Below are 20,990 nucleotides of genomic sequence, written 5' to 3'. Positions count from 1 at the left end.
AGGCTTTTATGACTCCTGTAGTAGCCCTGGTGGGCCGCCCCAACGTGGGGAAATCCACCCTGTTTAACCGCTTGACCCGTACCCGGGATGCCCTGGTGGCCGACTTCCCCGGTTTGACCCGGGACCGTAAATACGGTCAGGCGAAGTTGGGCGAGCTGGAATTTATCGTGGTTGATACCGGCGGTATCGATGGCACCGAAGAGGGGATCGAGCTGAAGATGGCCGAGCAATCCCTGCTGGCCATCGAAGAAGCCGATGTGGTGCTGTTTATGGTGGATGCGCGCGCAGGATTGACGGCAGCCGATCAGGCTATCGCAGCGCATCTGCGCAAGACCCACAAGAAGGTGTTTCTGGTGGCCAACAAGACCGACGGCATCGACGGTGATTCCGCCGTGTCCGAGTTCTACTGCCTGGCACTGGGCGACGTCTACCAGATCGCGGCCGCCCACGGTCGTGGCGTGCTGAGCCTGCTGGAACTGGCCCTGGCTCCCCACCTGGAAACCCTGGTCGACGCCGCTGCCGAAGAAGATGCGCAGGATGAAGAAGAGGAGGACTTCGACGAAGAAGCCCTGCTGCGCATGGTAGCCGCCGGTGATCTCGATACCAGGGAAGATACCAAGGAGACCCCGTTCGCCGACTTGCCCATCAAGTTTGCCATCGTCGGTCGCCCCAACGTCGGCAAATCGACCCTGACCAACCGCATGCTGGGTGAAGACCGCGTCATCGTCTATGACATGCCGGGCACCACCCGCGACTCCGTCTATGTTCCGATGGAGCGTGACGAGCAGAAGTACGTCGTCATCGACACCGCCGGTGTGCGTCGTCGTGGCAAGGTGCACGAGACGGTGGAGAAGTTCTCCGTCATCAAGACCCTCAAGGCCATTGAAGATGCGAACGTCTGCTTGCTGGTGATCGATGCCCAGGAGACCATCACGGATCAGGACTTGAGCATCCTCGGCTTCGTGCTCCACTCAGGCCGCTCAGTGGTACTGGTGGTGAACAAGTGGGACGGCCTGGATCAGAAGGTGAAAGAGGACGTCAAGAACGAGCTGGACAGACGCCTGGGCTTCATCGATTTCGCCCGTGTTCACTTCATCTCCGCCCTGCACGGCAGCGGTGTCGGCCACTTGTTCGAATCCATTCAGGAGGCGTACCAGTCCGCCACCCGCCGTACCAGTACCGCCATGCTGACCCGCATCATGCAGATGGCGCAGGAAGATCACCAGCCGCCCATGGTGAACGGTCGCCGCGTCAAGCTCAAATATGCCCACGCCGGTGGTTACAACCCGCCCCGTATCGTGATCCACGGCAACCAGTTGAATGACCTGCCGGATTCGTACAAGCGGTATCTGATCAACTACTTCCGCAAGTCGCTCAAGATCATGGGCTCCCCGATCCGGGTCGAGTTCCAGGAGTCTGCCAACCCGTTCGAGGGTCGGAAGAACACCATGACCCTGAGCCAGGAGCGTCAACGCAAGCGCCTGCTCAAGGCCAAAACCAAGAAATAAGGCCCAGCGGCTGCCCTCACCGGCAGCCGTTTTTTCTTGGGAAGAGGCGAGGGGGATCTGCTGTGGGTTGGCCCACCGCAGATCCACTTTGAGAGGAGTCGAGTATGAATTCCCTGATTTGCCCTGCCTGCCACACAGCGCTGGACAGCCGCAGCCGCGAGGTGATTTGTAGCCAGTGTCAGGCCCGTTATCGAGTCCGGGCTTTGTGTTCTGGCTGCCAGCAGGAGCTGGAGCGACTCAAGGCGTGCGGCGCTGTGGATTACTTCTGCAATCACTGCAACTGCCTGGTATCGAAGCGGTCGGTGATCTTTGAGGCGACCCCGGCCGCGCAACCATAAGAGAATAAAAAAACCCGGCAAATGCCGGGTTTATGCTGTGTGTTCTGCTATCAGCAAGGTGTAGGAGCGGTTTCTGCGCCAAATCTTGCGTTTGATGTCATTGAGCTTGAGTTTGCGTCTGGGGCTCCAGGCGCTCTTGGCTTTTCTGACCAGAGTGGTTCTTCTGCGAGCTCGCATCTTGGTCTCCTCCCATTGGGTGGCCATTTGGTACTACGAATGGAGCCTATCCGAAAATGCTGTCTACCAGTAGTTAACTTGATGAAATAAAGCGATAAAAACAATTTCGGACAGGCTCCGGTCTGTCTGGATGGTAACAGAGAACTCACCCGGAAAACAAATCTATCAACAAGGGCTCAACGCAGTGTGATCTGCTTGACCACTTCGGCGATGACGGTGGGGCGCTCTGTGCTTTGTGGCTCGCTGCTGTCGTCCTCATCCAGCTCTTCACGTCTGTGTGCTTTTTGCTGTTCGTTGTCGAGCCAGAGCAGGCTCTGGTAGTACTGGCGCACGTTGTTGACGTAGTTGCGAGCCTCACCACCACGGGCGTAGCCGTAGCGGACCTTGCGGTGCCAGCGTGCCTGCTGCAGCAGGGGCAGCACCTCTTTCACATCGCTCCAGGCGTCGGGGTTCTTGCCCAGCTCCTTGGTCAGACGACGGGCATCCATCATGTGGCCATAGCCGATGTTGTAGGCGGTGAGGGCAAACCACACCTTCTCATCGGTGGGCACGGAGGCAGGCACCTTCTCCATCATATGTTGCAGATAGCGGGCGCCACCCTCGATGCTCTCCGCCGGATGAGTTCTGTCTTTGACCCCCATCGCCTTGGCGGTGGGCTCGGTCAGCATCATCATGCCGCGCACCCCTGTGTAGGAGCGGGCCTGCGGGTCCCAGTGGGACTCCTGATAGCTGATGGCCGCCAGCAGGCGCCAGTCCACCATGCGGGCATGAGTCTTGAACAGATCCTGATACTTGGGCAGCAGGCTCTTGGCCCGCTGTAAAAAGGTGCGGGTGTCGACGAAGTCGAAGTTCTGTACATGGCCGAAGTACTTCTCGTCCAGCTTGGCGATGGCGCCATCCATGAAGCGCTGGCCGAAGAAGTCGATGATGCTGGCGTAGAGGCTGTCGTCGGGCAGCTTGGTCATAGCCCAGGCCACCGTCTGGTTCTTGGAGAGCGTCAGCCCCTCGGTGAGCTCGGGGTAGTAGCGCTGGGTGCGGGCCAGCACTGTGTCCTGCACCACCGTATAGTCAATCTTGCCGTCGGCCACCTGCTTGAGCAGCTCCTCCACGTCGGCGTCCCGGTTGGTGCTCCATTTCAGCCCGGGGTACTCCTTGGCCAGTTCCCTGAGCAGATCCTCACCGGTGGAGCCTGCCGGTACCACTATGGAGCCTTTCAGATCACCAATGTCCTTTGGCTTGGGCGAGCCATAGCGATACACCAGCTTGGGGGAGACCTGATAAAAACCGGGGCCGAAGCGAAACAGGGCCCGCCGCTCCGGGGTGACGACGATGGCGGCGGCGGCGAGATCCAGCTTGCCTTTCTCAAGCAGCTCGACCAGTTCGGCGATGGAGTAGACGGGGACTATGGTGAGCTTGACCCCCAACCAGTCGGCATAGCTCTTCGCCAGCTCGTAATCGAACCCTTGGGCGAGGTCGTCACGCTGGTAATAAGAGGTGGAGCCATAGATGGTGCCAACCCGGATCTCGCCCCGTTGGCGGATCTGTTCCAGCTGGCTGGAGGGGGTGTAGAAGTCGCAGCCGACCAGGGTCAGCAGCAACATCAGCCCGATAAACAGTCGAAAAATGCAGCGCAAGTAGGTGAGTACCCTTGTTGAAAAAATCGGCATTTGTCAGAAAAGAGGGACCTTTATACCAGAGAGTGTGCACCGAGTCACACTCGGTAAATCAAGAAAAACGTTTGTCCGGCGTGAGCCAGATCCCTATAATACGCGCGTCTCAAATCCCCCCACACTTTAAAACTTGGTGAGAAAGGTCATATGGAAATCTTGCGAGGTGCGCCTGCACTGTCTGAGTTTCGTATCCAAAAACTGTTGCAACGCTTTGCACAGATGGCAACGGCGAGTGGAGTAGAGAGCGGAGTAGAGATAGAGAGCGTTTACGCGGAATACGTGCATTTTGCCGAGCTGTCGGCCCCCCTGTCGCCGCCCGAGCGAGCGACCTTGGGCCAGCTTCTGCGCTATGGCCCGACCATTCCTGAACACACCCCCAGCGGTCAGCTGTTTCTCGTTACCCCCCGTCCCGGCACTATCTCCCCCTGGTCTTCCAAAGCAAGCGACATCGCCCATAACTGCGGCCTGACCCAGGTCAAGCGGCTGGAGCGCGGCATTGCCTATTACGTGCAGACCAAGGGTGAATTGAGCGCAGCCCAGCGCAATGAGGTCGCAGCCCTGCTGCACGATCGCATGATGGAAGTGGTGTTTACCGACATGGAAGAGGCGAGCGCCCTGTTTGCCCACCAGGCGCCGCGTCCCTTCACCCAGGTGGATGTACTGGGTGGTGGTCGCCAGGCGCTGGCAGAGGCCAACGTGGCGCTGGGTCTGGCGCTGGCCGATGACGAAATTGACTACCTGGTGGAGAACTTCACCAAGCTGGGTCGCAACCCCAACGACATCGAGCTCTACATGTTTGCCCAGGCGAACTCGGAGCACTGTCGTCACAAGATTTTCAACGCCGACTGGACCATAGACGGCGAGCAGCAGCCCAAGTCGCTGTTCAAGATGATCAAGAACACCTTCGAGCAGACGCCGGATCATGTCCTGTCTGCCTATAAAGACAACGCCGCCGTGATGGAAGGGAGCCAGGGTGGCCGTTTCTTCCCGAGCCCTGCCAGTGGTGAGTACCAGTATCATCAGGAGCAGGTCGACATACTGATGAAGGTGGAAACCCACAACCACCCGACCGCCATCTCCCCCTTCCCAGGAGCGGCTACTGGCTCCGGCGGCGAGATCCGCGACGAGGGTGCAACCGGCCGTGGTGCCAAGCCCAAGGCGGGTCTGGTGGGCTTTACCGTCTCCAACCTGCGTATTCCCGGCTTCGAACAGCCCTGGGAGCAGGATTTCGGCAAGCCGAGCCGCATCGTCAGCGCCTTTGACATCATGCAGGAGGGGCCGCTTGGCGGCGCCGCCTTCAACAATGAATTCGGTCGCCCGGCCATTCTCGGTTACTTCCGTACCTTCGAAGAGGAGGTGCCGAGCCACAACGGCGTCGAGGTGCGTGGCTACCACAAGCCCATCATGCTGGCAGGCGGCATCGGCAACATCCGCACCGATCATGTTCAGAAAGGGGAGATCCCGGTCGGGGCGGCCCTGATAGTGCTGGGTGGTCCGGCCATGAACATCGGTCTGGGTGGCGGCGCAGCCTCCTCCATGGCATCCGGTCAGTCAGCCGAAGATCTTGACTTTGCCTCGGTGCAGCGCGACAACCCCGAGATGGAACGTCGTTGTCAGGAGGTGATCGACCGCTGCTGGCAGCTGGGCGATGCCAACCCCATCGTCTTCATTCACGACGTGGGGGCGGGTGGTCTCTCCAACGCCATGCCGGAGCTGGTCAATGACGGTGAGCGCGGTGGCCGTTTCGATTTGCGCGCCATCCAGAGCGACGAGCCGGGCATGAGCCCGCTGGAGATCTGGTGCAACGAATCCCAGGAGCGTTACGTGCTGGCGGTGGCGCAGGACAAGCTGCCCCTGTTCAAGGCACTGTGCGAGCGTGAGCGCGCGCCTTATGCCGTGATCGGTACCGCCACCGAAGAGAAGCATCTCACCCTCTCTGACAGCCACTTTGACAACCAGCCCATCGATTTGCCGCTGGACGTGCTGCTGGGCAAGGCGCCCAAGATGCACCGCGATGTCACTACCCTGCCAGCTCAGGGCAAGCCGCTGCAACTGGACGGCATCACGCTGAACGATGCAGCCGAACGGGTACTGCGTCTGCCCACAGTGGCGGAGAAGTCCTTCCTCATCACCATCGGCGATCGCAGCGTGACCGGTCTGGTCAACCGCGATCAGATGGTCGGTCCCTGGCAGATCCCGGTGGCCGATTGCGCCGTTACTGCGGCGACCTACGACAGCTACCACGGCGAAGCCATGTCCATGGGCGAGCGCACTCCGGTGGCGCTGCTCTCCCACGCTGCATCCGCCCGTATGGCGGTAGCCGAAGCCCTGACCAACCTGGCGCCGACCCACATTGGATCGCTCAAGCGGGTCAAGCTCTCGGCCAACTGGATGGCCGCTGCCGGTCATCCGGGGGAAGATGCCGGTCTCTATGAGGCGGTGAAAGCGGTGGGTGAAGAGCTCTGCCCGGCCCTTGGCATTACCATACCAGTGGGCAAGGACTCCATGTCCATGAAGACCCGCTGGCAGCAAGATGGCAAGGAGCAAAGCGTCACCTCGCCGCTCTCCCTGCTCATCACCGCCTTTGCCCGGGTGGAAGATGTACGCAACACGGTGACGCCGCAACTGCGTACCGATCTGGGTGAGACCGACCTTATCCTGATTGACCTTGGCAACGGCAAGCAGCGCCTCGGCGCCTCGGCCCTGGCTCAGGTCTACCGTCAGCTGGGTGACAAGGCGCCGGATCTCGACAATCCGGTACAACTGAAAGGCTTCTTCAACGCCATTCAGGCGCTGGTGGCCGATCGCAAGCTGATCGCCTACCACGACCGCTCCGACGGCGGCCTGTTTGTCACCCTGACCGAGATGGCGTTTGCCGGTCACTGCGGTCTCGATATCCAGCTGGACCGCATCGGTGGCGAGCTGTTGCCTGCTCTGTTCAACGAGGAGCTGGGCGCCGTCATTCAGGTGCGTCGCGACGACAAGGAAGCCGTGATGACACTGCTGGCCGGTCACGGCCTGGCTGCCTGCTCCCATGTGCTGGGCACAGTGCGCGAGGGGGACCTCATCACACTGCAGCGCGCGGGTACAGAAGTGTATCGTGCCAGCCGCACCGCCCTGCGTACCCTCTGGGGTGAGACCAGCTGGCAGATGCAGCGTCTGCGCGACAACCCCGAGTGCGCGGATCAGGAACATGCTGCTCGTCAGGATGCCACCGACCCGGGTCTGCAGGCCAAACTGACCTACAACCCGTCCGAGGATGTGGCCGCGCCCTATATCGCCAAGGGGGTCTCCCCCCGTCTGGCGGTGCTGCGCGAGCAGGGGGTCAACTCCCATGTGGAGATGGCGGCTGCGTTCGATCGTGCCGGTTTTGCCGCTGTCGACGTCCATATGAGCGACATTCTCTCTGGCCGGATCAAGCTGGAAGAGTTCCAGACCCTGGTGGCCTGTGGTGGCTTCTCCTACGGCGACGTACTGGGGGCTGGCGAGGGCTGGGCCAAGTCCATCCTGTTCAACGACAACGCCCGTGAGCAGTTCCAGCGCTTCTTCGAGCGTGGCGATACCCTCTCCTTGGGCGTGTGCAACGGCTGCCAGATGATGTCCAACCTGCGCACCCTGATCCCGGGGGCCGATCTGTGGCCGCGCTTCGTGCGCAACCGCTCCGAGCGCTTCGAGGCGCGCTTCAGCCTGGTGGAGGTGCAGGACTCTCCGTCCGCCTTCTTCGCTGGCATGGCGGGCTCAGTGATGCCCATTGCCGTCTCCCATGGGGAAGGGCGAGTGGAGGTGCGCGACGCCGCTCACCTGAGCGCGTTGCAAGCCAGTGGTCTTGTGGGTCTGCGTTTTGTCGACAACCGTGGTCAGGTGACCGAGCAATACCCGGCCAACCCGAACGGTTCGCCGGATGGCATTACCGCCGTGACCACCACGGATGGCCGGGCCACCATCATGATGCCGCACCCGGAGCGGGTGTTCCGCACCGTGGCCAACTCCTGGCACCCGGACAACTGGGGTGAGGATGGCGCTTGGATGCGGATGTTCCGCAACGCCCGTGTACGACTGGGTTAAACCTCGTCACCCACGCTGCAGCGCATCAAAAACCGGCCACTTGGCCGGTTTTTTTATTGGCGGAGGCGTGGTGCAGGCATGTTCAGTGTGGGCATCCCTGCTATCAGTGGAGGAGACGAGCGTTGGTTCGATGCAGATAAAAAATCCGGAACCAACCGGGCTGGTTTCGGATTTTGTGCATCGGGCGCAGGGAGCAATGGATCTTGGCGCATGGTATCCCGGCTTGGTGAGCCATTTCTCTATGACGTGGTTTTCATGGACTAAAAACCCGAGCCGGGTTGCTGCAAAAAATCGGCCTCTTGTGGCGTGTCTGCGCGACCCAGTATGGCATTGTGATGGGGGAAGCGGCCGAAGCGCTCGATGATCGCCTGATGGCGGCGGGCAAAGTCGGCAAACCCTTCGAAGGTTGCTTGGGCCGGGGTTGTGGACTGTTCGGCCGCCAGCGCCTCGAACAGGGTTACGCTCCTGGCTTGCTGCTCGCGAGACTCGGCGTGCTCCAGCGGCAGGTAGAAAAAGACCCGTGCCAGCGGGGAGAGCGCCCTGTCTGCTCCAATAGACAATCCTTTCAGGCAGAGGTCGCGAGCATGGGGATCCCGGGCAAAGGCGCCGGGTGTGCCGCGATGTACATTGCGCGGCAGCTGGTCCAGCAGCAGGATCAGTGCCAACCGACCGACGGGTACCTCGGCCCATTGGGCCAGGCTGCCAGCGGCCGCTGCCTCGGCCAGTTCGCCAAAGAGGCTGGCTATCAGCGCATCGGTTTCGCGGCTTTTTCCCCACCAGAGGGGGGCTTGCCGCGCGGCACGGGTGGCATCGTCGGCATCATCGCCAAACCAGAAATCGAGCAGAGGCTGCCAGGGTTGCATGGGAACTCCTTGGATCAGAGGGTCTGGGAGGAAAACAAGGTCAATTGACCCTGATGTGGTAGCTGCCGAAATGGCAGCTTCTCGTTACACTGTGCCATCTTTTACCCGAAATGAGGAACCCCCTCTGGTCGGCATGCGCCTGTGGCGCCTGCCCGGCGAGATGGCCTGCATGCCCGAGGGGATTTTTCCACTGATATGAGGAATGCCTGATATGGCCGGAACCAGTTTGTTGGCCCTGCTCGATGATATTGCCAGCGTGCTCGATGACGTGGCGCTGATGACCAAGGTTGCGGCCAAGAAGACGGCCGGCGTGCTGGGGGACGACCTTGCCCTCAATGCCGAGCAGGTTTCCGGTGTGCGGGCAGAGCGGGAGCTGCCTGTGGTGTGGGCGGTGGCCAAGGGATCGTTTCGCAACAAGCTGATCTTGGTGCCTGCCGCCATCGCCATCAGTGCCCTGGTGCCCTGGCTCATTACCCCCTTGCTGATGCTGGGGGGCGCCTATCTCTGCTTTGAGGGGGCGGAGAAGCTGGCCCACAAGTTGTTGCCACACGATGCAGCAGAAGGTGAGCCGAGCAGCCAGGTTGTTCCCGACGATCTGGTGGCCTTTGAACAGCAGAAGGTGAAGGGGGCCATTCGCACCGACTTTATCCTCTCCGCCGAGATCATCGTGATCGCGCTCGGCACTGTGCAAGGCAGCAGTCTGGGTTTGCAGATCTCCGTGGTGGCAGGCATAGCGCTTTTGATGACGGTGGGGGTCTATGGTCTGGTGGGACTTATCGTCAAACTCGACGACATAGGTCTGCACCTGCTGCAAAAGTCCGACGGCAGCGCCTTGCGCCGCGCAGTCGGGCAGGGGCTGCTGGTGACGGCGCCCCGTTTGATGCATCTGCTGGCGCTGGTAGGGACCATTGCCATGTTCATGGTGGGGGGCGGCATACTGGTGCACGGTTGGCCCTTCGCCCATCACCTGATAGAAGGCGCTGCCGGGGCACTTGCCACCTTGCCAACAGTGGGTACAGTGCTGGCCGCCATCACGCCAACCCTGCTCAACGCCGTGGCCGGTGTGGTGGCAGGTCTGCTGCTGGTGCTGGCGATGACACTGGTGAGCAAACTCAAACCCGCCAGATAACGGCGGCTTGTCCACTCTTGGTTCCCGGCCGATAGAGGCCGTCGCACAGATGATTGTTTGTCCTGTTTGTTGACTCGGATGGGGGCTAGGCAAGTGCCGGCCCCCTTCGTACTATCCGAACTGGCACCAGCCCATAGAGGCTGGGTCACATGACATGGATGCAAACAAACAAGGACCATTATGAACCCACCCAAATGGCTGGATGATCACATCTATGCCACCCCCGACTGCCCGGCGGTCGACGCCGATTTTCATCAGGCCCGCCATACGCTGACGACCTTGAGTCAATTGCTGGACGAGCTCCCTCAAACCACTGATATCAATGGCTTGCGCCACCTGCTGCGGGCCATCAGAGCCTGCTGGACCGACGTGAACCGGTTGGTGTGGAACAGCCAGACCTATGCCTACAACCGGCTCAGTCGCAATGGTTGCGACGAAGCGGCCAAGGTGCTGCTATCCCGTGGCCAGCAGTTGCAGGCGAGCCTGGCCCAGCTCAGCAAGCCGGTGACCCTGTTCTGGGCAAGTGCCCCCGAGCGGCAGGTTCGAGCCTTGCTGCAGGATGCCGAGCTGTTCGAGCTTGCCTACCTCATACGTCATGATCGCCGCCTGCAGGATCAACGGCTGTCGCTCGAGAGCGAGCAGCTGATCGAGGGGCTCTCGGTGGATGGACTGCAAGGCTGGGGGGCTCTCTACGACAGTCTGGTGGGCCGACTCAGGCCCGTGGTGGACGGAGAGCCCATGGGACTGGCCCAGGCGGACAACTTGCTGGCTCACCCGGATCGCGCGCGCCGTGCCAGCGCCTGGCACGGCATCCAGGCCGCCTGGCAGTCAGAGCAGGAGACGGTAGCCGCCATCCTCAACGCCATCAACGGCTGGCGCAACGAACTCGCCGCCCAGCGTGGCAAGACGCGTCGGCTCGATGCGCTGGATGTCTCCTGCCATCAGAGCCATATCGAGCGCGCCACCCTGGATACCCTGATGGCCGAGGCTGACGCCCACAAAGCGCTGGGACGGCGAGCCCTGCGCGCCATGGCCAGCGCCCAGCAGATCACCGATTTTGCCCCCTGGGATCTCTATGCCCCTGCGCCCGCCGCGCCCTCGGCCCTGCTCAGCTTCGAGCAGGCACTGACCCTGGTGGCCGATGCCTTCGCCGGGTTTGACCCTGAAATGGAGGCCTTTGCCCGCATGATGACCGAGAAGGGCTGGATTGATGCAGCCCCAGCGCAAACCGGCGCAGCGGTGCTTACAGTACCGAATATGCCTATCCTCCCGAGCCTCGGGTGTTTCTCACTTTCGAGGGCACCATGGACAACCTCATCACCCTGGCCCACGAGCTCGGGCACGCCTGGCACAGCTGGCTGTTGCGGGACTTGCCGCTGGAGCAGCGCGACTACCCCAAGACGCTGGCCGAGACCGCCTCCCTGTTTGCCGAGGCCCTGGTGCGTGATGCCCTGTTGGCCGCCACCGACAACATGGAGCAGCGCAGGGCCATCGCCTGGCTGGACGGGGAGCGCGCCGCCAGCCTGCTGCTCGACGTTCCGGCCCGCTTCACCTTCGAGCGGACCCTGGTGGCGGCGCGGGAGCAAGGCTATGTGGGGGCAAGCCAGCTGCGGCAGATGATGAAATCCGCGCAGCAGCAGTGCTATGGTGACACCCTCAGCCAGTACGACGAGCTGTTCTGGGCCAGCAAGGGCCACTTCTCCATCACCGAACTCGGGTTTTACAACTATCCCTACTTGTTCGGCTATCTGTTCAGCCTGGGGCTCTATGCCCAGAAGGAGCGGGCCGGGGGCGAGTTTGCCCACGCCTATCGCGCGCTGCTCATCGACACGGGTCGTATGAGCGCCGAGGATCTGGTGGAGAAACACCTGGGGGTCGACATTCGCGAACCCGCCTTCTGGCAGGAGAGCCTGCGCTATGTGGAGGAGGCGGTCGAGCGCCTCGAGCGACTGGTGTGACGGGCTGGCCCGTCTATCGCATTGGCTGATCAGACCGGCCGTTCGGGGGCGCCCCGGCGGCCCCTGTTTCTTTCGTGGCGGGCCCGCAGCGGCCCGGCCATGCGCATTTCACCCAGGGCAGCCTCTGCCCCCTGATATTGATGACGAGCGTTTGATGCAACAAAGAGTCTACCCACAGCAGTGGCACAACCAGCATATCTATCCCGCCCTCGACTGCCCCGAGCTGGAAGCGGACATGAGCCTGGCCCGTGCCAACCTCGCCGGGCTTGCCGGTTTTATCGACGGTCTTGAGCAGGTATTGGGCAATACCGACGCCTTGCCCGATTTTTTGCGGGAAGTGCGCCTGCGGGCCCAGCGGATCCGCAATATCGGCTGGAACGTCGCCGTGCTGGCGGCATCAAAGGGCAGTCAGGATGCCTGCGATCCGCTCGCCAAGCAGCTGGCCTCCCGTGCCCGCGCCCTCAACGCCGATCTGTTCAAGACACAGGCGCCGGTCGAAGACCTGATGCTGGGACTGCCCGAGCCCGAGTTTGAGCGGCTGATGCAGGATCCCTTGCTCGGAGAAGAGGCGTACCGACTGCGCCATGAGCGCCGCTTGCGGGATCAGCGTCTGCCGGTGGAGGCGGAGCAGCTGGTGATCGGCCTTGGTACCGATGGCCTGCACGCCTGGGGCAACCTCTATAACGATCTGGTGGGCAAGATCCGCCTCGTTATCGACGGTCGCGAGATGGGGTTGGCCGAGGCAAGCAATCTGCTCTCCAGCCCTGTACGGGCCCTGCGCCGCGAGGCCTTTGATGCCATCAGTGCCGGCTGGGAAGGGGAGCAGGAGACGGTGGCCGCCATCCTCAATGCCCTCAATGGCTGGCGGCTGGAGCTGGCGCGCCAGCGCGGCAAGCAGCGTGTGCTCGATGCGCTGGATCTCTCCTGCCACCAGAGCCATATCGAGCGTACCACCCTGGATACGCTTATGGCCGAGACGTATAACGCGCGGGGTCTGGGCCAGCGGGCGCTGGGGCTGATGGCCCGGCAGCTTGGCATCACAGATCCGGGGCCGGAAGACTTGTTTGCTCCGCCCCCGGCGGCCAGCAGTCGCGAGATCCCGTTTGAAGAGGCGATCGAGATCATAGCCGCGGCCTTTGCCCGTTTCGATCCCGAGATGGGGGAGTTTGCCCGCATGATGGCCGAGAAGGGCTGGATTGATGCGGCGCCCACCCCGAACCGGCGCACTGGTGCCTACTGCACCAAGTTTGCCGAGCCGGTGGAGCCGAGAGTCTTTATCACCTATGCCGGCACCATGGACAACGTCATCACGCTCGCTCACGAGTTGGGTCACGCCTGGCACAACTGGCTCATTCGCGATCTGCCCATGAGTCAACGCAGCTACCCCATGACGCTGGCGGAGACCGCCTCCATCTTTGCCGAAACCCTGGTGCGCAGCGCCCTGTTCGAGCAGGCGCAGACGCCGGAGCAGCAGCAGGCCATCGCCTGGGCCGAAGCCGACGGTGCCGCCACCTTCCTGGTCAACATTCCGGCCCGATTCGACTTCGAGCAGGCGCTGGTGGCGGAGCGGGCGCAGGGCTATGTGTCGGCACAGCGGCTAAAGACGATGACGGATGAAGCCTGGGGTCGCTGGTATGAGGGGAGTCTGGTGCGTTATCACCCTCTGTTCTGGGCAGCCAAGGCGCACTTTTCCATCGCCGGGCTCGGTTTTTACAACTACCCCTACCTGTTTGGCTATCTGTTCAGTCTGGGTGTTTATCAGCAGTTGATGAGCCGTCAGGCGGCAGGGGAAACGGATGTGGCGCAGGCTTATCGCGCCTTGTTGCGCGATACCGGCCGCATGAGCGCCGAAGATCTGGTGGCAAAACACCTGGGTCAGGATATCCGCGAAGCTGCCTTCTGGCAGGGCAGCATGGCGCTGGTGGCGGCGGCGGTGGATCGCTTCGAGCAGACCTGCTGCTAGGGGGCTTTGCCGCGTAAAAAGCCGCCGGGCAGTGTGTCTGCCCGGCGGTTTTTTCATGGTTTCCCACAGATGATGCTGTGCAGGGCGTGGGGCTGTTCATGGCTGATAAAGAGGGCTGCCGTGTGGTACTGAACAACCGTGGTGGGCAATCGTTTGCTGCCCCATGGCACAGCCACTTGCCTCGCTAGCCAGTTGATCCCTTCGTCACAGTGGGTATCCACTTTCATTGCCGAACGGAGCAAGTGAGGTATCTGATTGACTTAATCTGGTTTCATCCGCAACTGGAGGCGTGATCCAAAGCAAGAAAGTGGGATGTTTTGGTGGCGCAAGGCCCCGCCGCTGGGGTAGTTTCGATAGAACCGACACAGTTTTTGAGGTCTTGTCCATGATCATCTATCTGCATGGCTTTGATGCCACCAGCCTCGGCAATCATGAAAAAGTGCTGCAGTTGCAGTTTATCGATGATGATGTGCGTTTTGTGCACTACAGCACGGTTCATCCCCGTCATGACATGAGCCACCTGCTCAAGGAAGTGAAAAAGCAGCTCGACATGAGCACAGACCCCAAGCCTCTCATCTGCGGGGTGGGGCTGGGAGGTTACTGGAGCGAGCGGATCGGCTTCTTGTGCGGCATCAAACAGGTGATCTTCAACCCCAATCTGCACCCCGAGATCACCATGCAGGGCAAGATAGACAGACCGGAAGAGTATGAGGATATAGGCACCAAATGTGTGTCTGAATTTCGTAGTAAAAATTCAGGAAATTGCCTCTGCATCCTTTCCGTTCAGGATGAAATCCGCGATAATGGCGACATTGAGCGTGAATTGAAGAATTATTACAACATCGTGTGGGATGAGCGAGAGACTCACAAGTTCAAAAATATCTCTCATCACCTGCAACAGATGAAGGCTTTCAAAGAAGCCTGATCGATTGTCACGTCATGGATTCAACTATCAAGGGAGCCGATGGCTCCCTTCGCTTTAATGGAACCGAGGTAATTAACCATGACCAATATTGTTGTCGTCGGCGGTGGAGCTGGCGGTCTGGAGCTGGCTACCAGCCTGGGTCGCAAACTGGGCAAGAAGAACAAGGCCAAGATCACCCTGGTCGACCGTAACCGTACCCACCTGTGGAAACCCCTGCTGCACGAAGTGGCCACCGGCTCCATGGACGCGGGTATCGATGCCCTGAGCTACCAGTCCCATGCCAAAAACCATGGTTTCGATTTCCAGCTGGGCAGCCTGACTGACATCAAGCGCGACGAAAAACGCATCGTGCTGGGGAAGATCGTCGATGAGAATGGCGACATAGTGGTGCATGAGCGGGAGGTGCCGTACGACATCCTGGTGATGGCGATTGGTTCCGTTTCCAACGACTTCAACACCAAGGGCATCAAGGATCACTGCATCTTCCTGGACAGCCCCTCCCAGGCGCACCGTTTCCACAACAGCATGATGAACCGCTTCCTGCAGTTCGCCACCGAATACCAGCCAGGTGACAAGGTGAAGATCGCCATCGTTGGCGGCGGTGCCACTGGCGTCGAGCTCTCTGCCGAGCTCTATAACGCTGTGGAGCAGCTCTATGCCTACGGTTTCAAGAACCTCACCACAGAGAGCCTGAAGGTGACTCTGGTGGAAGCGGGTCCCCGCATTCTGCCGGCGCTGCCGGAGCGCATCAGTGGCGCGGCTCATCAGGAACTAGTCAAACTGGGGGTGGATGTGCGTACCGCCACCATGATCACCGAAGCCACCAGCGATGGGCTGCACACCAAGGATGGGGAGCTCATCGAAGCTGACCTCATGGTGTGGGCTGCCGGTATCAAGGCGCCGGATTTCATGAAGGATATCGCCGGCCTTGAAACCAACCGCATCAACCAGCTGGTAGTGAAAGAGACACTGCAAACCAGCCGTGACGAGAACATCTTCGTCATCGGTGACTGCGCCGCCTGCCCGCAGCCGGATGGCAAATTCGTGCCGCCACGCGCCCAGTCCGCCCACCAGATGGCGACCCAGGCATGCAAGAATATCCTGGCCAAACTGGAAGGCGGCGAGATGAAGCCTTACCTCTATCACGATCACGGCTCGCTGGTCTCTTTGAGCCGCTTCTCCACAGTGGGCAGCCTGATGGGCAACCTGATGCGCGGCTCCATGATGGTGGAAGGCTACATAGCGCGCATGGTTTACATCTCGCTGTACCGGATGCACCAGGTCGCTCTGCACGGCTACATCAAGACGGGTCTCATCATGCTGGTGGGCCGCATCAACCGGGTACTGCGCCCGACCCTGAAGCTGCACTAAGCTGCCATCAGCACACGAAAAGGAGAGGCCTGGCCTCTCCTTTTTTATCGTTCGGGCCCAGGTTCCGGCGATGAGCGCGAGCCAAATGGCGGCATGGTCGCCTGCAACGGCAACCATTATCGTGCAACTGGCTATTAGGGGGCGGGGGATGTTGTCCGGTAGAAGTTTGGGGTAGTCTGAAACCCATTTTCACCTCAGGAGCGCAAGATGATCCTCTCAACTACCCCCACGCTGGAAGGCAAAACCATTCGTGAATACCGCGGCATCGTCGTGGGTGAAGCCATTCTCGGCGCCAATATCTTCAAGGATCTGTTTGCCGGTATCCGCGATATCATTGGTGGCCGCTCCGGTGCCTACGAAAAAGAGCTGGCCCGCGCCCGCGAGATTGCCTTCGATGAACTGAAAGAGCGCGCGCAGGCGCTGGGCGCCAACGCCGTGGTCGGTATCGATATCGACTACGAGGTGGTGGGGCAGAACGGCAGCATGCTGATGGTCAGCATCAGCGGTACCGCCGTTGTAATCTAAGCCCTGTCAGCCATTGAAAAACCGGCAACCTTCTGCCGGTTTTTTTGTTTCTGCCCCGGCGTTGACCGGAACTGTGACAAATCCTGTGATCTTGCTGGCCAGCCTGCATACGCAGGGTTGCCCACTGCCGCCATACTGAAGCAAGGGAAACAGGCAGAGAGGTCAATCATGTGGCATTTTCGCTGGTTATTGTTGTGGTGCTGGCTGGGCAGCGCCGCAGGAGCCAACATTCAGGCGGTAACAGAGGAGCTTCCTCCTTACAACTATCGGGACAGAGACGGTCTGGTAACGGGTCTGTCGGTGGATCTCCTGCAACGGATGGTCGACAGGAGCAAGCTTTCGCTCGACAGCAAGGGGGTGCAACTCCTGCCCTGGGCGCGGGCCTATCAGATGGCATTGCATCAGCCCAACACCGTCATCTTCAGCATTGTACGTCTGCCGGAACGAGAGGCTCTCTTTCATTGGGTTGGCCCCATAGCGCCTCGCACTCTCTGGTTTTATCGCCTGGCGAAACGGGAAGAGGTGACGGCCAGCCATCTCTCTGAGCTGACGCCCTGGCGGATTGCGGTGGTGCGTAATTCCGCAGCGGCACGGGAGCTTGCCGAGATGGGGCTCAACCTGGTGCTGGTGCACGATGAGGATGACAAGTTTCGCATGATGCTGCGCAGGCGAGCGGACATAGCACCTGCCCTGCAGATGGGTGCGGCTTATCACATAGAGTCGCTGGGCCACAGCTATTCGGATTTTGTCCCCCTGTTTCAATATCAGGACACCAAGCAGTTCTACTTTGCCTTCAGCCTGGAGACGGACGAGGCCATCATCAAGGCACTGCAAGGGATCCTGGACAGCATGCGCGCGGATGGGACTTACGATGAGATCACCCAGAAATGGGAGCGTCGCTTCTGGATCCGGCCAGCGAGCGAATGAGCGTCTGCGCGGCGGCTCATGTCACTGAGGTGGCAAGGGTGGCTGTGATGGTTCGCCGCGTCTGGCCAAACAGCTCACCGGGGCCAAGCAGCTTATCCTGATGTCTTTAGGACTATTTGCGGGTTACTATGAGTCCTTCAAGGTCGGCACCATAATGCCAGATGGCCGCACTCGGGACAGGACACCTGACAATGACATCACTCAAGCCGCCAGGGCTCAAGCCTGGCGACACTATAGGTTTTTTCTCCCCCTCCAGCGCGGCCACTGCCTGGGCGCCAAACCGCTTTGCCCGTGCAAAGCGGTTTATGGAAGCGCAGGGCTTCAGGCTCAAGGCGGGCAGCCTCACCGGCCAGCAGGATCACTGGCGATCCGGCACCATAGCCGCGCGGGCTGCCGAGCTCAATGAACTTATTCGCGATCCGCATGTGCGTTGCATCATGTCGGTGATTGGCGGCAGCAACTCAAACTCCCTGTTGCCGTATCTCGATTACGAGGCGCTCAAACGGGATCCCAAGATCATCATCGGCTACTCGGATGTGACGGCCCTGCTGCTCGGCATTTATGCCCAAACCGGCCTCGTCACCTTTTATGGCCCGGCGCTGGTGGCCTCGTTCGGTGAATGGCCCCCGCTGGTGGATGAGACCCTGGCCGGGTTTAGCCAGGTCTGCCTGGCGGGTGGGGGCGCCGTGCCTCATACCTTGCCGACCCCTGCTTATTGGACCGACGAGCGGCTCGATTGGGAAAATCAGACTCGGGCCAAGCAGTGTCAGCCCAACCGGTTGATCTCGGTGGGGACAGGTCGGGTGCGGGGACGGCTGCTGGGTGGCAACCTCAATACCTTGACGGGGATCTGGGGCTCTCCTTACATGCCGGCCATAGCGCACGGAGATATTCTGCTGCTGGAAGACAGCCTCTTGACAGCTGATACGGTGGAGCGCTCCTTCGCCCATCTCAAGCTGTGCGGTGTGTTTGACCGCATCGGCGCCCTGGTTCTCGGCAAGCACGAGCTGTTCGATCATCAGGGCAGTGGCAAGCGGCCGCTCGATATTCTGCTGGAGGTGGTGGGGACGCCGCGTTTCCCCATATTGGCGGAGTTTGACTGTGCCCACACTCATCCCATGCTGACTCTGCCTCTTGGCATCGAGGCTGAGCTGGATCTCGATGCCCGTACCCTTACCTTGTGCGAACCCTGGCTTGGCGAGTGAGTGATCCCGTCAACCGTATTATGCAAAGAGGCCGCAACTGCGGCCTCTTTTATCTTGCCTGCAATGGCGATCATGGCAGGGCATTGGCCCTGAAGCTGGCCCGGATCTGGGGCACAAGGGGGGAGACGTCGAAGCCTTTCTCCTCCCCCAGCACAGGGTGGAGCAGGGGGAGATCCGGGATCGGGGTCAGATCCCCTGCCAGCAGATGGCGAGTGGCCTGGCCCATCTGGTAGAGCTGGCGCACAGGGGCGAATAGCCGTTCGAGAGAGAGGGCACCATCATCGCGGGTAAAAGCCATCATGGGGATCTGGTAGCTGGCATCGCGGGGCGGTTTGTCGCCGTGAATGCCCTTGCCTGCCGACATCAGAAAGGGTTGATGATCGCCAAAGGCCACCACCAGATAGCGTTTGCCAGAATTGTCCAGCCGTTTGAGCAGCCGCTCCAGGGAAGCCATGGCATCCACCACCCCCGTATAGTAGGTGTTGAGCAGCTGGCGGTCTGCCGCACTCTGATCCGGACAAGCCTTGTCGAGTTGCTGTGCCTGATAGCGATCCCCGTCGAAGGGGCCGTGGCCCTGCATGGTAACCGCGTAGGCAAAGAGCGGTGAGGCATCCTGCTCGCTGCGTCTGAGCAGATGGTCGATCAGCGCATCGTCCGAGATGTAAAGCCCCTTGTGCTCGAGACTGGTAAAGCGGGTATCAAACCAGCGCTCTTCATAGCCAAGGGCAGGCATCGCCTTGGCACGGCCCCAGAACTTCTCCACGTAAGGGTGGGCAAACAGGGTGTGATAGCCGCTTTGCTTTGCGCTTTGTGCAAGGCCGGGCACCTGCTCGGACAGGTAGTAATAGGGCACGACCCCCTGCTTGAGCAGGCCCACCGGCAGACCCGTGTTCATCTCGAACTCGGCCAGCACCGTCATGCCGCCTGTGGTGGGGGAGTGGATGGTCTTTTGCCACTGTTGCACGCTGGCGGGCAGGCTCAATGTGGGAGGTGGGGCGCAGATCCTGCCCTGCCAGCCGAGCCAGAGCGACTCGTATTGCAGCACTATTACCAGATCGAAGCGGGGGGGCTGTCCCTGGCTCACATGGCTGATCTGTGGAGTGAACTCATTGATCTGCAAGGGATAGCGAAACACACTACCGCTTTGCAGCATCTCGTCCACCAGATTGAACAGATAGAGGCCGGGGCCGGAGCGGATGAGATCCCTGTGATAATTGACCGCTCTGTCCACGTAGCGAATGTTGGTCCCCAGCAGCTTGTTGCCGGTCTGGGTCGCGAACACACACAGGGCAAAAAAGGCGGCGGTGGCGGTGGTCGTGCGAAACAGGCCGCGCAAGACCCAGCGTGACAGGGCGAAACGCCAGCAGACAAACAGCAGCGCAGCGACGCCGAGTACAGGCAATACTGGATGCTGATCCAGCAGGATGCGCAGCAGTGCCAGCAGATTGCCAAGGTCGTCCCCCCCCAGCGGCACCCCGTAGATGGCGATCTTCATGAAGTTGGCAAGCAGGCCAATGCCGGAAAGCGCCGTGAACACCAGTCCCATATAGAGATTGAAGCCCGCCAGGGCACAGAGGCTCCAGCCCAGTACCATGCTGCCCCAGGCGAGATAGTAGTGCTCGGGCCTGAAGCCGGACCAGAGCAGAAACTCCCCCAGTTTGAATACCACAAAGCCGTGCAGCAGCACGAAGGTGAGGTTGCCGAGCAGCAGGCTGCCGATGATCCGCCAGCGCAAACTGCGCCTGAGCTTGGGCAGCAGGGCCTTGAGCACGGCGGCGCTCAGTGCCAGTACCAGTACCAGGCTGGTGAAGAGGTAGGTGAGGTTGAAACCCTGCTCCGGCAGAGTCTGCAGGATCTGGCTGAATTCAGCGCTCTCGGGTCGATCTGCCAGCAGCAGGCCGATCCGCAGCTGATAGCGACTGGCGAGGGCATCGTCCGGTGCCCGCAAGGTGCTGTTGAGATCCAGGGTGCAGCGCCCTTTATTGCATCGCTGGCGTTTTTCTACCGCCTGGCTCAGCTGATCTATGCGCTCCCCTTTGTCGTTGAGCAGCTCCACCCGCACCTTGTCCCCCGCTTGCAGCGGTTTGAGCAGCTGCCACTGGCTGCGTACCACCAGATAGAGGCCACGGTTGTCACTCTTGTAGAGCAGAGAGTGACGAGTGAGCGTCGCTATGGGTTGGTCGGCAGGTCCCAGCACCAGCGGCCGGGCCTGGCCGAGCCAGCTGCCGGGATTGATCTGCGGCAGTATCAGGGTCAGCAGCAGCAGCGCAGCCAGCAAGCCAAGCAGCAGGGAAGGCAGGCTGGGGATCCTGGCTGACCGGCGTGCTGAGGAGGGGACTTTCATATGAGCTCATCCTTTGAGCGAG

General features: G+C 60.7%; 14 protein-coding genes and 1 pseudogene. 11 read left to right on the top strand and 4 right to left on the bottom strand.

From position 1 onward, the window contains the following. Positions 1 to 8: 8 nt before the first annotated feature. The gene (gene der, locus AXW79_RS02410; protein ID WP_005310436.1) at positions 9 to 1,508 is read left to right on the top strand and encodes a ribosome biogenesis GTPase Der; all 1,500 of its coding nucleotides are present in this window, start codon (positions 9 to 11) and stop codon (positions 1,506 to 1,508) included. Between the two features lie 104 nt (positions 1,509 to 1,612). Then, complete coding sequence (locus AXW79_RS02405; RefSeq protein WP_005310438.1) at positions 1,613 to 1,846, top strand: zinc ribbon domain-containing protein; 234 nt, start codon at positions 1,613 to 1,615, stop codon at positions 1,844 to 1,846. Between the two features lie 30 nt (positions 1,847 to 1,876). Here the strand turns inward: AXW79_RS02405 and AXW79_RS23160 are convergent, their stop codons facing one another. Together AXW79_RS23160 and mltF are read right to left on the bottom strand one after the other, a co-directional pair. Next, a complete protein-coding gene (locus AXW79_RS23160; RefSeq protein ID WP_011898860.1) occupies positions 1,877 to 2,023 on the bottom strand; it encodes a hypothetical protein in 147 nt (48 codons plus the stop codon). Between the two features lie 176 nt (positions 2,024 to 2,199). Continuing rightward, positions 2,200 to 3,690 (bottom strand): membrane-bound lytic murein transglycosylase MltF, encoded by a 1,491-nt coding sequence (gene mltF / locus AXW79_RS02400; protein WP_011898859.1) that lies wholly within the window; start codon positions 3,688 to 3,690, stop codon positions 2,200 to 2,202. A 150-nt stretch (positions 3,691 to 3,840) separates the two neighbouring features. Here mltF and purL point away from each other — a divergent pair, with 150 nt between their 5' ends. Beyond that, positions 3,841 to 7,758, top strand: coding sequence for a phosphoribosylformylglycinamidine synthase (gene purL, locus AXW79_RS02395; RefSeq protein WP_005310441.1), 3,918 nt, complete (start codon positions 3,841 to 3,843; stop codon positions 7,756 to 7,758). Positions 7,759 to 8,018: 260 nt separating this feature from the next. On the opposite strand, the gene AXW79_RS02390 is transcribed toward purL, so the two are convergent. Beyond that, positions 8,019 to 8,621 carry a DUF924 family protein gene (locus AXW79_RS02390; RefSeq protein WP_005310443.1) on the bottom strand — a complete coding sequence of 201 codons (603 nt, stop codon included), beginning with the start codon at positions 8,619 to 8,621 and terminating at the stop codon, positions 8,019 to 8,021. Positions 8,622 to 8,832: 211 nt separating this feature from the next. Between AXW79_RS02390 and AXW79_RS02385 the strand changes: the two genes are divergently transcribed. The 8 genes and pseudogenes from AXW79_RS02385 (at position 8,833) to AXW79_RS02350 (ending at position 18,624) form a co-directional block, all read left to right on the top strand. Beyond that, complete coding sequence (locus tag AXW79_RS02385; RefSeq protein ID WP_005310445.1) at positions 8,833 to 9,750, top strand: DUF808 domain-containing protein; 918 nt, start codon at positions 8,833 to 8,835, stop codon at positions 9,748 to 9,750. 180 nt (positions 9,751 to 9,930) lie between these two features. Then, positions 9,931 to 11,708 (top strand): annotated as a pseudogene (locus AXW79_RS02380) (M3 family oligoendopeptidase). Positions 11,709 to 11,862: 154 nt separating this feature from the next. Further along, complete coding sequence (locus AXW79_RS02375) at positions 11,863 to 13,671, top strand: M3 family oligoendopeptidase (RefSeq protein WP_011898857.1); 1,809 nt, start codon at positions 11,863 to 11,865, stop codon at positions 13,669 to 13,671. Positions 13,672 to 14,056: 385 nt separating this feature from the next. Then, complete coding sequence (gene ycfP / locus AXW79_RS02370) at positions 14,057 to 14,596, top strand: alpha/beta hydrolase YcfP (RefSeq protein ID WP_005310449.1); 540 nt, start codon at positions 14,057 to 14,059, stop codon at positions 14,594 to 14,596. A gap of 78 nt (positions 14,597 to 14,674) precedes the next feature. Further along, positions 14,675 to 15,967 carry an NAD(P)/FAD-dependent oxidoreductase gene (locus AXW79_RS02365; RefSeq protein WP_005310451.1) on the top strand — a complete coding sequence of 431 codons (1,293 nt, stop codon included), beginning with the start codon at positions 14,675 to 14,677 and terminating at the stop codon, positions 15,965 to 15,967. Between the two features lie 207 nt (positions 15,968 to 16,174). Beyond that, positions 16,175 to 16,492 carry a heavy metal-binding domain-containing protein gene (locus AXW79_RS02360; protein WP_005310453.1) on the top strand — a complete coding sequence of 106 codons (318 nt, stop codon included), beginning with the start codon at positions 16,175 to 16,177 and terminating at the stop codon, positions 16,490 to 16,492. 168 nt (positions 16,493 to 16,660) lie between these two features. Continuing rightward, positions 16,661 to 17,419, top strand: a complete 759-nt coding sequence (locus tag AXW79_RS02355; protein WP_005310455.1) for a substrate-binding periplasmic protein — start codon at positions 16,661 to 16,663, stop codon at positions 17,417 to 17,419. Between the two features lie 191 nt (positions 17,420 to 17,610). Next, positions 17,611 to 18,624, top strand: coding sequence for a S66 family peptidase (locus AXW79_RS02350; protein ID WP_005310456.1), 1,014 nt, complete (start codon positions 17,611 to 17,613; stop codon positions 18,622 to 18,624). A 70-nt stretch (positions 18,625 to 18,694) separates the two neighbouring features. Here AXW79_RS02350 and AXW79_RS02345 read toward each other — a convergent pair whose 3' ends face one another. Continuing rightward, the gene (locus tag AXW79_RS02345) at positions 18,695 to 20,968 is read right to left on the bottom strand and encodes an LTA synthase family protein (RefSeq protein WP_005310458.1); all 2,274 of its coding nucleotides are present in this window, start codon (positions 20,966 to 20,968) and stop codon (positions 18,695 to 18,697) included. Positions 20,969 to 20,990: the final 22 nt, after the last annotated feature.

Origin of the sequence: Aeromonas salmonicida subsp. salmonicida, assembly GCF_001643305.1 — a bacterium.
GTDB classification, from domain to species: Bacteria; Pseudomonadota; Gammaproteobacteria; order Enterobacterales; family Aeromonadaceae; genus Aeromonas; species Aeromonas salmonicida.
This window is presented reverse-complemented; position numbering and strand designations above follow the sequence as displayed.

Coding starts and splice junctions, on each gene's coding strand:
- AXW79_RS02355 (WP_005310455.1), top strand. CDS start 16,661: ATGTGGCATTTTCGCTGGTTATTGTTGTGGTGCTGGCTGGGCAGCGCC.
- AXW79_RS02390 (WP_005310443.1), bottom strand. CDS start 8,621: ATGCAACCCTGGCAGCCTCTGCTCGATTTCTGGTTTGGCGATGATGCC.
- AXW79_RS02405 (WP_005310438.1), top strand. CDS start 1,613: ATGAATTCCCTGATTTGCCCTGCCTGCCACACAGCGCTGGACAGCCGC.
- ycfP (WP_005310449.1), top strand. CDS start 14,057: ATGATCATCTATCTGCATGGCTTTGATGCCACCAGCCTCGGCAATCAT.
- AXW79_RS02350 (WP_005310456.1), top strand. CDS start 17,611: ATGACATCACTCAAGCCGCCAGGGCTCAAGCCTGGCGACACTATAGGT.
- AXW79_RS23160 (WP_011898860.1), bottom strand. CDS start 2,023: ATGCGAGCTCGCAGAAGAACCACTCTGGTCAGAAAAGCCAAGAGCGCC.
- AXW79_RS02345 (WP_005310458.1), bottom strand. CDS start 20,968: ATGAAAGTCCCCTCCTCAGCACGCCGGTCAGCCAGGATCCCCAGCCTG.
- mltF (WP_011898859.1), bottom strand. CDS start 3,690: ATGCCGATTTTTTCAACAAGGGTACTCACCTACTTGCGCTGCATTTTT.
- AXW79_RS02360 (WP_005310453.1), top strand. CDS start 16,175: ATGATCCTCTCAACTACCCCCACGCTGGAAGGCAAAACCATTCGTGAA.
- AXW79_RS02365 (WP_005310451.1), top strand. CDS start 14,675: ATGACCAATATTGTTGTCGTCGGCGGTGGAGCTGGCGGTCTGGAGCTG.
- AXW79_RS02375 (WP_011898857.1), top strand. CDS start 11,863: ATGCAACAAAGAGTCTACCCACAGCAGTGGCACAACCAGCATATCTAT.
- der (WP_005310436.1), top strand. CDS start 9: ATGACTCCTGTAGTAGCCCTGGTGGGCCGCCCCAACGTGGGGAAATCC.
- purL (WP_005310441.1), top strand. CDS start 3,841: ATGGAAATCTTGCGAGGTGCGCCTGCACTGTCTGAGTTTCGTATCCAA.
- AXW79_RS02385 (WP_005310445.1), top strand. CDS start 8,833: ATGGCCGGAACCAGTTTGTTGGCCCTGCTCGATGATATTGCCAGCGTG.